12 protein-coding genes are annotated in these 12952 nt (G+C 72.8%); 6 read left to right on the top strand and 6 right to left on the bottom strand.

From position 1 onward, the window contains the following. Positions 1-162: 162 nt before the first annotated feature. Complete coding sequence (locus CO540_RS21045; RefSeq protein ID WP_099163341.1) at positions 163-927, top strand: hypothetical protein; 765 nt, start codon at positions 163-165, stop codon at positions 925-927. 84 nt (positions 928-1011) lie between these two features. After that, the gene (locus tag CO540_RS21040) at positions 1012-1542 is read left to right on the top strand and encodes a nitroreductase family protein (RefSeq protein ID WP_099163340.1); all 531 of its coding nucleotides are present in this window, start codon (positions 1012-1014) and stop codon (positions 1540-1542) included. Positions 1543-1589: 47 nt separating this feature from the next. Here CO540_RS21040 and CO540_RS30225 read toward each other — a convergent pair whose 3' ends face one another. Continuing rightward, entirely contained in the window at positions 1590-2576 is a 987-nt protein-coding gene (locus CO540_RS30225) for a MarR family transcriptional regulator (protein ID WP_157779168.1), read from the bottom strand. A gap of 78 nt (positions 2577-2654) precedes the next feature. Here CO540_RS30225 and CO540_RS21030 point away from each other — a divergent pair, with 78 nt between their 5' ends. After that, the gene (locus CO540_RS21030) at positions 2655-3929 is read left to right on the top strand and encodes an MFS transporter (RefSeq protein WP_157779167.1); all 1275 of its coding nucleotides are present in this window, start codon (positions 2655-2657) and stop codon (positions 3927-3929) included. A 237-nt stretch (positions 3930-4166) separates the two neighbouring features. After that, positions 4167-5912: a 2-isopropylmalate synthase gene (gene leuA / locus CO540_RS21025; RefSeq protein WP_099163337.1), complete on the top strand. Its 1746-nt coding sequence runs from the start codon at positions 4167-4169 to the stop codon at positions 5910-5912. Between the two features lie 114 nt (positions 5913-6026). Here leuA and CO540_RS21020 read toward each other — a convergent pair whose 3' ends face one another. After that, positions 6027-7460 carry an MFS transporter gene (locus CO540_RS21020; RefSeq protein WP_091568446.1) on the bottom strand — a complete coding sequence of 478 codons (1434 nt, stop codon included), beginning with the start codon at positions 7458-7460 and terminating at the stop codon, positions 6027-6029. A gap of 109 nt (positions 7461-7569) precedes the next feature. Between CO540_RS21020 and CO540_RS21015 the strand changes: the two genes are divergently transcribed. Together CO540_RS21015 and CO540_RS21010 are read left to right on the top strand one after the other, a co-directional pair. Continuing rightward, positions 7570-8229: an HNH endonuclease family protein gene (locus CO540_RS21015; RefSeq protein ID WP_091568442.1), complete on the top strand. Its 660-nt coding sequence runs from the start codon at positions 7570-7572 to the stop codon at positions 8227-8229. Next, entirely contained in the window at positions 8211-8684 is a 474-nt protein-coding gene (locus CO540_RS21010; protein WP_099163336.1) for a hypothetical protein, read from the top strand. The genes CO540_RS21015 and CO540_RS21010 overlap by 19 nt, the downstream gene beginning before the upstream one ends. A 51-nt stretch (positions 8685-8735) precedes the next feature. Here the strand turns inward: CO540_RS21010 and CO540_RS21005 are convergent, their stop codons facing one another. From CO540_RS21005 to CO540_RS20990, 4 genes are read right to left on the bottom strand one after another with little or no spacing between them, the layout of a single operon-like run. Continuing rightward, the gene (locus CO540_RS21005; RefSeq protein WP_099163335.1) at positions 8736-9839 is read right to left on the bottom strand and encodes an ABC transporter ATP-binding protein; all 1104 of its coding nucleotides are present in this window, start codon (positions 9837-9839) and stop codon (positions 8736-8738) included. Beyond that, positions 9832-10953, bottom strand: coding sequence for an ABC transporter ATP-binding protein (locus CO540_RS21000; protein WP_099163334.1), 1122 nt, complete (start codon positions 10951-10953; stop codon positions 9832-9834). Before CO540_RS21000 ends, CO540_RS21005 begins: the two co-directional genes overlap by 8 nt. An 11-nt stretch (positions 10954-10964) precedes the next feature. Beyond that, entirely contained in the window at positions 10965-11933 is a 969-nt protein-coding gene (locus tag CO540_RS20995; RefSeq protein ID WP_099163333.1) for an ABC transporter permease, read from the bottom strand. Next, complete coding sequence (locus CO540_RS20990; protein WP_091568422.1) at positions 11930-12934, bottom strand: ABC transporter permease; 1005 nt, start codon at positions 12932-12934, stop codon at positions 11930-11932. The genes CO540_RS20995 and CO540_RS20990 overlap by 4 nt, the downstream gene beginning before the upstream one ends. Positions 12935-12952: the final 18 nt, after the last annotated feature.

Genomic DNA, 12952 nt, shown 5'->3' with positions numbered 1-12952 from the left:
ACCTCCTCAGGGTATCGGGCGGGCCACGACGCCGGGTCGGGTGATCCCACCATCCGGCCCCGGCGTGGGGCGGCTCACCAGCCCCGCGGACCACGGACACGCCAAGCGGTACAGCCGTACGGTGGGCTGACCCGGGCCACCACCAGCCAGCAGAATGGGCCGGTGCACGCTCATCGACGCGCGGTTCCGAGGCGGACCGGCGTACTCGCGCTCCTCCTGCCGACGGTGCTGGCCGGATGCGGGGCCGACCCGCCGGCGGTGACCCCGACGGGCGGCGCCGACCCGGTCCCGGTGCAGGTCGACGCCGCCCGCGACGAGCTGGCCGGGGTGGCCGCCGCCGCGCAGGACCGACACTTCACCGCCACCTACGCCTTCACCCCCACCGGCGGCACTCCCCGCGCCGTCGCGGTGACCAGCGCCGACGACGGCAGCTGGCGGGTCGACGTGCCCGGCTGGGCGCACGACGGCACGGTGGACGTCTCGCTCGCCGCCACCTCCGACGGGCTGTTCCAGTGCGCCCTCCCCTCCGCCGGCCGGGCGGAGCCGGCCTCCTGCGCACGTCTCGGCGACGCCGACGACGCGGTGCCCCGCCGGCTGGACCCCCGGGTGCAGCACCCGTTCACCGACTGGCTGGAGGTGCTCACCGACCGGCGGGCCCCGCTGGCGGTCTCCCCCGCCGACGCGCCGACCGGCGTCACCGGCAGGTGCTACGCCGTCGACTCGACCTCGGCCTCGATGAACGCCCCGCTGGACGTCGGCATCTACTGCTACCGGGAGGACGGCACCCCGGTGGCGGTCCGCGCCGCGTTCGGCATGCTCACGCTGACCGGTGAGCCGGGCCCCGCGCCGGCGACGGTGGAGCTGGCCGGTGCGGTGGGCGACGGCGAACCGGTCGGCCGGGACGCGCCGGAGCCGACAACGTCGTAGCGCTTTGTCCGTTACGGGTGCCCTTGACCACATCTGGCGACCCCGGGGCGGCCCGATGACACACCCCTCGGGAAGTCTGTCCCCATGGCCGACCTGACCCCGCTGCTCGCCTTCCGGTGGAGCCCGCGCGCCTTCGACCCCGACGCGCGGCTGAGCACCGACGAGGAGGCCACCCTGCTGGAGGCCGCCCGGTGGGCCCCCTCCGCGGGCAACGCCCAGCCGTGGCGGTTCGCGCTCGGACACCGGCAGGACGAGACCTGGAAGCGCATCCTGGTCGGCCTGCCCGATGCCGACCAGGGCTGGGCCCGGCACGCCGCCGCCCTGCTGCTCGCCGCGCACGCCGGTGACGACCCCGAGCGGAGCGCGTACGACCTGGGCCAGGCGGTCGCCCACCTCACCGTGCAGGCCACCGCGCTGGGCCTGCACGTACGCCAGCTCACCCGGCTCGACCGGCCCCGCCTCGCCACCGAGCTGGACCTGCCCGACGACGTCCGGCCGCTGGTGGTGGTCGCCGTCGGCCGCCTCGGCGACCCGGCCACACTCCCGCCCGACCTCTACGCCCGGGAGACCGCGCTGCGCCGCCGGCGCCCCCTGCCCGCCCTGCTGCTGCGCTGAGCCTCGGACGATCGACCGTCGTGGCGCCGGCGGCCGGCGATGCCGGGTCAGACGCCGCGCGGGGCTCGGAGCAGAGCCGCCCCGACGTCGGTGTTGCGATAGAGCACGTGCCGCCCGACCCGGCAGCGGGCGACCAGCCCGGCCGCGTGCAGCGCGGTGAGGTGCTGGGAGACGTTTCCCGCCGACATCCCGGTCAGCCGGGCCAGGTCGGTCGTGGTCACCGCCGAGTCGAGCAGGTGCAGCAGCGCGGCCCGGCCGGCACCGACCACCCGGGCCAGCGGGTCGCCCGGTGACGCCGGGGCCCGCTCCCAGAGCGTCCCGACCGCCCGCACCGGGTACGACCCGGCGGGCAGCGAGTCCTCCAGCAGGTTCCACAGCACCCGCCGGTCGGTGAACACGCCCGGGTTCAGCGCCAGCCCCCGGCCACGCAGGTCGAAGTCGCGCTCGAACGGGTCGTCACTGACCACCCGGTCGCCGAGCCAGCGCAGGCTCGGGTGGAGCTGCTCGAACAGCCGGCCCGCGCCACCCTCGGCGAGCTGGGTGGCCCGATGGGTCACGTCGGCGTCGAGCAGCGCCCGCATCCGGGGCCAGTCCGGGGCGATCGCCTCGTCGTGCCAGACACGGACCGCGTCGACGAGCTGCGGCAGCAGCCCGCGCGGATCGGCCAGCAGCGCCTCCCCGAACGGACTCAGCGGCCGTCTCGGGGTGGTCGCCAGCAGATCCTGGACCACCACTGCCGGCGGCGTCGCCGCGATCTGGTCGAGTTGCTCGACCATTCCCGCGTCCGGCCGGGCCGCCGGGGTGAGGAAGTCGGGCAGCCAGCGGCGCGGCCCGGTCAGCTCCACCAGCGGGCGGACCCGCACGGCCACCTCCGGGCGGCGCAGCGTCACCCGGGCCCGGTCGATCCACGGCAGGTGCACCGCGTAGCGAACCGGATCGGCCAGCGCCCACATGCTCATCACCGTCTCGTTGGCCGGCGACACGGCGAACCGCACGCCCGCCACATCGGCCAGGCTGAACCGCAACTCGGACACGCACACCCCCGGATGCAGGATTCGACCCAGACTAAAAGGCTCGACCGGAGCGTGGGGGACACGGTTGGCTCAATGGTCATGGGGGCCAGAGAGAACATCCGCACCGCTGTCCGACACGTCGTACCGCCGGCCGGGCTGACCCGCGCCCTGGCCGTGCAGGCCATGGTGTTCGCCGTCGGCCACGGTCTGTTCCAGGCCGGCAGCGCGGTCTTCTTCACCCGGGCGCTGGGGCTGAGCCCGGCCCAGGTCGGCCTCGGCCTCTCGCTGGCCGCCGGGGCGACGCTGCTCGGCACCGTGCCGCTGGGCGGCCTCACCGACCGGTACGGCCCGCAGCGGGTGTGGATCGTCTGCCTGCTACTCGACGCGGCGCTGTTCGCGACGTACCCGTTCGTCACTGGCTTCGCCGGATTCCTCGCCGTGGTGCTCGCGTTGGCCATCACCGGTGCGGCGACCGGGGTGGCCCGCCAGGTCTACTCGATCAACGTGTTGCGCCCGGAGGAACGGGTCACCGCGATGGCCTACCAGCGGTCCTCGCTCAACGTCGGCTTCGGGCTGGGCGCGCTGATCAGCGGCCTGGTGCTGGCCGTCGACACGATCTGGGCGTACCGGGGCATGGTCTGGTTCATCTCCGTGGTCTTCCTGGTGACCGCCGGCTTCGTGAACCGGCTCCCCCGGCTGCCGGAGGTGACCCGGCCGACCGAGCCGATGAGTCGGCTGGCGGTGCTGCGGGACCGTCCGTTCATGACCGTCTCGCTGCTGTCCGGGCTGCTCACCGCGCACCAGACGCTCTATCTCACCGTGATGCCGCTGTGGATCCTCACCCACACCGACGCGCCGAAGACGCTCATCGCCGCGCTGGTGCTGCTCAACACGGTCCTGATCGTGCTGCTGCAGGTGCGGGCCAGCCGGGGCGCGGACACCGCGTCGGGCGCGGCCCGGGCCTCCCGCCGGGGCGCGCTGCTGATCGCCCTGTTCTGCGTGGTCCTGCCGATCTCGGCGCAGACCCGGGGCTGGCTCACGGTGGTGGCGCTGGTGGCCGCCGCGACGCTGCTCATCCTGGCCGAACTGATCGAGTCGGCGGGCACGTGGGGGCTCACCGCCACGCTGCCGCCGGCCGCCCAGCGCGGCGCGTACGTGGGCGCGTTCGGCCTCGGCTCGCAGCTCCAGTTCCTGATCGCGCCGGCGGGGCTGACCGCGCTGGGTGTGACGACCGGCGGCTGGGGCTGGTATCCGACGGCGGCGATCTTCGTGCTGGTCGGGTCGGCGATCGTGCCGGCGGTGGCCTGGGCGGAGCGGACGCCCCGGCTGGGTGGAGTGCCGGAATCCACCGAAGCGGTGACTCCGGTCCCATAGTCCGGACCAGCCTTCCCACCACCCGTCCCACCACGTAGGGTGACCCTGTCATGTGGCAGGCGTACCTTCTCCTTGGCTGCCGCGACGAGGCCTGACCGGCCGGCACCTCGTCGCGGAGTTGAACCGCGCCGTCCAGCACATCCGATCTTCTTCTCGGCATCGCCGCGCACCGTCGCCCGGCATCTCGCCGACACCGTCCGATCTGCTGACGCCACATGTTCCAGGGAGCACTCCGAGATGGCTCAACCTGTCACCGAGACCGATCCGTTCGCCCGCCAGCGGCCCAGCCGGATGCCGGTCCACCGTTACCTCCCGTACGACCGGCAGTTCCGGGTCGACCTGCCCGACCGCGCCTGGCCCACCCGCCGCGTCGAGACCGCGCCCCGCTGGTGCGCGGTGGACCTCCGCGACGGCAACCAGGCGCTGATCGACCCGATGTCGCCGGAGCGCAAACGCCGGATGTTCCAGCTCCTGGTGCAGATGGGCTACAAGGAGATCGAGGTCGGCTTCCCGTCGGCCAGCCAGACCGACTACGACTTCGTGCGCCAGCTGATCGAGCAGGACCTGATCCCCGAGGACGTCACGATCCAGGTGCTGACCCAGTGCCGGGAGCACCTGATCGAGCGGACCTTCGAGTCGCTGCGCGGCGCCCGCCGGGCCATCGTGCACTTCTACAACTCGACCTCGACGCTGCAGCGCCGGGTGGTCTTCGGCCTGGACCGCGACGGCATCACCGACATCGCCACCCAGGGCGCGCGGCTCTGCCAGAAGTACGCGGAGATCCACACCCCGGACACCGACATCCACTACGAGTACTCGCCGGAGTCCTACACCGGCACCGAACTGGAGTACGCGCTGGAGGTCTGCGCGGCGGTGATCGAGGTCGTCGACCCCACCCCGGACCGGAAGCTCATCGTCAACCTGCCGGCCACCGTCGAGATGGCGATGCCCAACGTCTACGCCGACTCGATCGAGTGGATGCACCGGCACCTGCCCCGGCGGGACAGCCTGTCGCTGAGCCTGCACCCGCACAACGACCGGGGCACCGGCGTGGCCGCCGCCGAGCTGGGCCTGCTGGCCGGCGCCGACCGGATCGAGGGCTGCCTGTTCGGCAACGGCGAGCGCACCGGCAACGTCGACCTGGTGACGCTCGGCCTGAACATGTTCTCCCAGGGCATCGACCCGATGATCGACTTCTCGAACATCGACGAGGTCAAGCGCGCCGTCGAATACTGCAACCAGCTGCCGGTGCACGAGCGCCACCCGTACGCGGGCGACCTGGTCTACACCGCGTTCTCCGGCTCCCACCAGGACGCGATCAACAAGGGCTTCGCCGCGCTGCACGCCGACGCGGCGGCGGCCGGAGTGCCGGTGGACGAGTTCACCTGGGCCGTGCCCTACCTGCCGATCGACCCGAAGGACCTGGGCCGCACCTACGAGGCGGTCATCCGGGTCAACTCGCAGTCCGGCAAGGGCGGCGTCGCGTACATCATGAAGAGCGAGCACCAGCTCGACCTGCCGCGCCGCCTCCAGATCGAGTTCTCCGGCGTGGTCCAGGAGGTCACCGACCACGACGGCGGCGAGGTCGAGCCGGGCACCATGTGGGAGATCTTCGCCCGCAACTACCTGGTCGACCACCAGGTCGACCCGGCGGTCACGCTGGCCGGCTACACCATCGGCACCGTCGACGGCAAGGTCGAGATCGACGCCCGGGTCGGCGTCGACGGCGAGACCCGGCCGCTCACCGCCGTCGGCAACGGCCCGATCGACGCGTACGTCAACGCGTTGCAGTCGCTGGGCGTGGCGGTACGCGTGCTCGACTACCACGAGCACGCGCTGTCCTCCGGCGGTGACGCGCAGGCCGCCGCGTACGTGGAGTGCGAGGTGGACGGCCGCACGGTGTGGGGTGTCGGGGTGGACGCCAACATCGTCACCGCCTCGATCAAGGCGGTCACCAGCGCCGTCAACCGCACCCGCGCCTGAGGTGCAAGGAAGGGCCCCTTCTTAACGCCTCGTGCAGAGGAAGGGGCCCTTCTTAACACCCCCGCACCCTTCGGGCGTCGGTGTTAACAAGGGGCCCCTCCTCTACCGGAGGCGTTAAGAGGGGGCCCTTCCTTTCACCGGGCGGTGGATGAGCACCACGGCGAGCAGGGCGCCGCCCAGCAGCAGCCCCGCGCACCACGCCATCGCCCCCCGGTACGCGTCGGCCAACGCGCCCTTCTGCTCGTACCCGGTCCCGGAGAGCCCGACCAGCAGCGGCAACGCGGCCACCGCGAGCAGGCCGCCGGCGCGGGAGGCGGCGTTGTTGAAGCCGCTGGCCACCCCGGCGAACCGGTCCGCCACGGCGCCGAGCACCGACGTGGTGAGCGGGGCGACCACCAGCGTGAGCCCGGCGCCGAACAGCGCCACGCCGGGCAGCACGTCCACCCAGTACGAGGCGCCCGGCCCGACCCGGCGCAGCAGCAGCAGGCCCGCCGCGGCGACCACCGGACCGACGGTGAGCGGCAGCCGGGGGCCGATCCGCGCGGACAGCGCGCCGGCCCGGGGCGAGCCGACCAGCAGCAGCAGCGTCATCGGCACCGTGGCCAGGCCGGTGAGCAGCGCCGACCAGCCGACCACGTTCTGCAGGTAGACGGCGAGAAAGAAGGTGAACCCGCCGAGCGCCGCGTACACCACCACGGTGAAGACGTTGAGCACCGAGAAGAGCCGGCTGGAGAACAGCCCGGTGGGCAGCATCGCGGTGTCCCCGCGCCGCCGCTCGACGAGCACGAACACCACCACCGCGACCACCCCGACCACGGCGGCGGCCAGCACCGCCGGGGAGGCGCCCTGCGCCGGGGCGTCGATCAGCGCGTACGTGACGCCGCCGAGCGCCAGCGCGCCGAGCAGCGCGCCGGCCACGTCGAACCCCCGCCCTCCCCCGGTACGCGAGACCGCCTCGTCCCGGCTCTCCGGCACCCAGCGCATCGCGGCGAGCACCACGCCGACGGCCAGTGGCAGGTTGACGAAGAAGATCCACCGCCAGGAGAGCGTGTCGATCAGCCAGCCGCCGAGCAGCGGCCCGAGTGCGGTGGACACACCGGACAGGCCGGACCAGGTGCCGATCGCCTTGCCCCGGTCGTCGGGATGGAAGCTGGCCTGGAGCACGGAGAGCGAGCCCGGGGTGAGCAGGGCCCCGCCCGCGCCCTGGAGGAACCGGGCGGCGACGAGCCAGCCGGTGCCCTGGGCCAGCCCGCAGAGCACCGACGCGACGGCGAACCAGGCCACCCCGATCAGGAAGACCCGTCGCCGGCCGAACCGGTCGCCCAGCGCGCCGCCGAGCAGCACGAACGCGGCCAGCATCAGCAGGTAGCCGTTGACGGTCCACTGCAGACCAGCCACCGTGGCGTCCAGCTCCGCGCCGAGACGCGGCAGCGCGACGTTGACCACGGTGCTGTCCAGGAACACCATGCCGGAGGCGAGGATCGCGGCGAGCAGGGTGCCACGCCCGGCGGCCGAGCCGGTACGCAGTGCGGGAGCGGGTGCGGTCACGGCTATCCACTCTGCCCGGCGCTCCACCCTCGACGCCACGAATCACGGAAACCGCCGCCGGGTACTGTGCGGACTCGCCCGGAGCCCGCAAGCTGGAGAGGTGTCGTCTGTGCGTACGAGATCAGGATTCCGAGCCGGGCTGACCGCCGCGCTCGCCGCGGTGCTCGCCCTCGGCGCGGCCGGTTGTGACCCCTCCGTCACCGAGCCGGACGCGCCACCGAGCGCCGCCGGGAACGTGAACCAGCAGCTCGGCGAGCTGACCGTGGCCGCCGCGGGGTCGATGAAGGGTTACAGCCGCTCCCGCTTCCCGCACTGGCGGGACACCGGCAAGAACTGCGACGTCCGGGACACCGTGCTGCAGCGCGACGGCGAGGGCATCAAGCTCTCCGGCTGCAACGTGGTCGGCGGGCGGTGGGAGAGCGTCTACGACGGGGTGGTGCTGACCGACCCCTCGGACGTGGACATCGACCACATCGTGCCGCTGGCCAACGCGTGGCGTTCCGGCGCGGACGAGTGGGAGGACTCGAAGCGCGGTGACTTCGCCAACGACCAGACCCGGCCGCAGCTCATCGCGGTTTCTCTGCGCTCCAACCGGGCAAAGGGTGACCAGGACCCGTCCCAGTGGAAGCCGGCGAACCGGTCGTACTGGTGCCAGTACGCGGCGGACTGGGTGACGGTCAAGCACTACTGGCGGCTGACGGTGACCAGTGCCGAGAAGGCCGCCCTCACCGACATGCTGGAGGGCTGCACATGGGCGAGCAAGCCGTGACGGGGGCGGGTGGCACACCGGCGCCGGAGAGGACGCCGGACGCCACCGGCGAGGACGCCGCGGCGGCCGGTGACACCACCGCGACCGGCCCGGCCTCGGCCGGGATGACCGCTGACGGTCGGCAGCCGGAGCCCGCCGACGTCTCCGGGGCGGGCATGTCCGCCGACGCGGTTCCGGGCGCGCCGACCGGGGGCGCCCCGGCCGGGCCGGCCGCCCGGACGGCCGACATCACCGCCGGTCCGGGTGGGGTGATGACCGACGAGGTCGGCGTGGTGACCGGCGAGCTGACCCTGCGCACCGAGCACGCCGACGGCCGGGTGACGCTGCGGGTGCAGTACAAGGACGCCGACGAGTGGTATGCGGTGACCGGCGGCAGCGCCCCGCTGGCCGACCCGGCCGCGGTGGACGCGGTGCACACGATCGCGGTGGGCCTGCTCAACCGCCCCGAGGGCTGAGCCGGCGGCGCGTCCCCGTCCGGGTCCGGGTGGGGACGCGCCGCCGCGCGGTCAGACGTACGAGCCGGGCTCGCTGGGCGCGGAGACCACGCCCGGCTCTTCGCCCTCGCCCTCGGGCCGGCTGATCGTCGCGGTCACCTCGTGCGGGCGCAGCTCGCCGGCGGCGATCTGCTCGGCCCAGTGGCAGGCCACCCGGCTTCCGCCGATCGGCCGCAGTTCGGGGCGTTCGTCGGCGCACCGGGTCGGCTGGGCCCAGGGGCAGCGGGTGTGGAACCGGCAGCCCGACGGCGGGTTGGCCGGCGACGGCAGGTCTCCGGCGAGCAGGATCCGCTCCCGCCGGTCCTCGACGTCCGGGTCCGGGACCGGCACGGCCGACATCAGCGCCCGGGTGTACGGGTGCAGCGGCTCGGTGTAGAGCCGCTCGCTCGGCGCCTCCTCGACCAGCGCGCCCAGGTACATCACGCCGACCATGTCGGAGATGTGCCGCACCACGGCCAGGTCGTGCGCGATCACCAAGTAGGTCAGGCCGAGGCTCTCCTGGAGTTCGTCCAGCAGGTTGACCACCTGGGCCTGGATCGACACGTCCAGCGCGGAGACCGGTTCGTCGGCGACGATCAGCTCCGGCCCGAGGACCAGCGCCCGGGCGATGCCGATGCGCTGCCGCTGGCCGCCGGAGAACTCGTGCGGGTAGCGGGAGAGGGCCCACTTCGGCAGGCCCACCGCGTCCAGCGTCTCGCCGATGATCCGCCGCCGATCGTCGCGGTCGGCGCCGATGCCGTGCGTCTGGAGGCCCTCGGTGAGGATCGACTCGACGTTCTGCCGGGGGTCCAGGCTGGACATCGGGTCCTGGAAGATCATCTGCATCCGGCGTCGCATCGACCGCAGCTTGCCGGCGGGCAGCGTGGTCAGCTCGACGCCGTCGAACGTCACCTCGCCGCCGGTCGGCGGGGTGAGCTGGAGCAGCGCCCGACCGAGCGTGGACTTGCCGCAGCCCGACTCGCCGACCAGGCCGTACGTCTTCCCGCGCGGGATGCTCAGGTCGACGCCGTCGACCGCCTTGACGTGCCCGACGGTCCGGTCGAACAGCAGCCCCCGGCGGATCGGGAAGTGCACCTTCAGGTCGCGGACCTCGACGAGGATCTCGTTGTCACTCATGGGGTGTCTCCTCCTCGCGCGCGGCCGGTCCGAAGCCCGGCACGGCCGGCGGGTCGGCGGGTTCGGCCTGGGCCGGCACCGCGCCGGGCGCGGCCTCGGTCGGCACGGTGGCCGCGACGTCCGCACCGGGGGTCAGGCCGGGCACCGGCACCGGGTTGACGCACCGGTAGCCCCGCCCGTCGTGGGCGATCACCAGCTCCGGCGGCTCGCCCACGCAGTCGTCGACCCGGCGCGGGCAGCGCGGGGCGAACGCGCAGCCGTCCGGCCAGGGCAGCAGGTCGCGTACCGAGCCGGGGATGGGGTTCAGCCGTTCGCCCCGGCCGGCGTCCAGGCGGGGCACGGAACCGAGCAGACCCTCGGTGTACGGGTGCCGGGGCTGGCGGAACAGCGGACGGCGGGTGGCCGTCTCCACCACCCGACCGGCGTAGAGGACGTTGATGGTGTCGCACATGCCGGCCACCACGCCGAGGTCGTGCGTGATCATCACGAGCGCGGTGCCCGAGTCGCGGACCAGGTCCTTGAGCAGTTCCAGGATCTGCGCCTGGATGGTGACGTCCAGCGCGGTGGTCGGCTCGTCGGCGATCAGCAGCCGGGGCTGGCAGGCGACCGCCATGGCGATCAACGCGCGCTGCCGCATGCCGCCCGAGAGCTGGTGCGGATACTCCTTGAGCCGGCGGCGCGGGTCCGGGATGCCGACCCGGTCGAGCAGCTCGGCGGCCTCCTTGGTGGCCGCCTCGCCCTTCATCCCCCGGTGCCGGGTGAGCACCTCGGTCACCTGGAGCCCGATCGGGATGACCGGGTTCAGCGAGGAGAGCGGGTCCTGGAAGATCATCGCGACGTCCCGGCCGCGGATGTCGCGGCGGGACCGGTCGTCGAGCTGGATCAGGTCGGTGCCGTCGAAGACCGCCTTGCCGCCGACCCGCAGGCCCGGCTGCTTGGGCAGCAGACCCATGATGGCCAGCGACGTGACGCTCTTGCCGCAGCCGGACTCACCGACCAGGCCGACGACCTCACCGGCGTCGACCGAGAAGGACACCCCGTCCACCGCGTGCACGGTGCGCTGCCCGCGCCGGGCGAACGTGACGGAGAGGTCGTCCACTTCGAGCAGTGCCATGACTGACTGACCTACTTCCGCAGCTTCGGGTCGAGGGCCTCACGCATCGCCTCACCGAGCAGGGTGAATCCGAGCGCGGTGATGATGATGCCGAGCGCCGGATAGACCGCCAGCCCGGGGCGGATGCCCAGGTAGGGCTGCGCGTCGGCGAGCATGACGCCCCACTCCGGAATGGCCGAGTCGGGGTTGCCGAGGCCGAGGAAGGACAGCGCGGCCGCCTCGATGATCGCGGTGGCCAACGTCAGGGTGGCCTGCACGATGACCGGGGCGATCGAGTTCGGCACCACGTGGGTGAGGGCGATCTTCGACCGCTTCACCCCCAGCGACGTCGCGGCCAGCACGTAGTCGCTGTTGGCCTGCGCGATCATCGAGCCGCGCAGCAGCCGGGCGAAGATCGGCACCGACACCACGCCGACCGCGATCATCACGGTGGTCAGGCTGGCGCCTAGCAGCGCCGCGATGCTCACCGCGAGGAGCAGGCTCGGCATGGCCAGCAGCATGTCGATGAAGCGCATCAGGGTGGTGTCGATCCAGCGTCCCCAGCGCCCGCCGAGGCCGGCCGCGGCGCCGGCGACGCCACCAATGAACGCGCCGACCGCGAGGCCGATCAGGGTGGAGACCACGCCGACCAGCAGCGTCTGCCGGGCACCGACGATCAGCCGGCTGAACTCGTCCCGACCCTGGTGGTCGAAGCCGAGCCAGTGGTCGGCGGAGGCACCCGGGATGATGCCCTGGCCGGACTTGACCAGCCCCTCGCGGATGCCGATGGAGTCCGTCGGGCTGTACGGGACGAGGAACGGACCGACGACGGCGACCAGGACGAAGACCGCCAGGATCACCACGCCGATGACGGCGGCCGGGTTGCGCCGGAGCCGGCGGAACGCCTCCTTCCAGAGGCTCACCCCCTGCTCGTCGTCGCGGGCGGCCAGCTCGGCGAGCCGGTCGATCTTCTCGCGCTTCTTGCCTGTGGTGATGGTCATCGCACCCTCACCCTCGGGTCGATCACGCTGTAGGAGAGGTCGACCAGGAGATTCACCAGCACGTACACCACCGCAATGATCATGATGAAGCCCATCAGCACCGGATAGTCCCGCTGGCTGATCGACTCCGCGACGAACGCGCCGATGCCGCTGAACGCGAACACGGTCTCGGTGAGCACCGCGCCGGAGAGCAGGAGACCGGTCTGCAGACCGATCGAGGTGGCCACCGGCAGCATGGCGTTGCGCAGCACGTGCCGCCGGCGGACGGTCCGCTCGGTCAGGCCCTTGGCCTCGGCGGTCCGCACGAAGTCCTCGTTGAGCACCTCCAGCACGCTGGCCCGGGTGATCCGGACGATGATCGCGAGCGGGATGCTGGCCAGCGCGATGCCCGGCAGCACGAGGTGCCAGAGCGCGTCGGCGGCGGCGTCCCACTCGCGGGTCATCAGCCCGTCGAGGACGAAGAAGTTGGTGACCCGGGTCGCCCCGATGGTCGGGTCCTGCCGGCCGCTGGACGGGAACCAGCCCAGGTTCTCCGCGAAGATCGCCTTGAGCACGTACGCCAGGAAGAAGACCGGGATGCAGATGCCGATCAGCGACCCGCCGACGGAGGCGTGGTCGAGGAACCGGCCGCGCCGGCGGGCGGCCAGGTAGCCGAGCGGGATGCCGATGCCGACCGCGAGGATCATGGCCATGATCGTCAGCTCGACGGTGCCGGGGAACCGTTCCACGAACTCCGTGGTGACCGCTCGCTTCGTACCGGTCGAGGTGCCCAGGTCGAGCCGGATCATCCGCCGCAGGAAGCGGGCGTACTGGACCAGGATCGGCTCGTCGAGGCCGAGGTTGCGCCGGATGGCGGCGCGCGTCTCGGGCGTGCCCCGTTCACCGAGGATCGCGGTCTCGGGCCCGCCGGGAAGTCGGTGGAGCCAGATGAACAGCAGGACGGAGAGCCCGAACAGCGTGGGTATCAGCTGTAGCAGGCGTCTGACGATGAACCGGAACACGGGCGCCTCGGAGGGGGT

Origin of the sequence: Micromonospora sp. WMMA2032 (genome assembly GCF_002688545.1) — a bacterium.
Lineage (GTDB): Bacteria > Actinomycetota > Actinomycetes > Mycobacteriales > Micromonosporaceae > Micromonospora > Micromonospora sediminicola.
The sequence above is the reverse complement of the archived record's forward strand: the minus strand, read 5'-3'. Positions and strand labels throughout refer to the sequence as shown.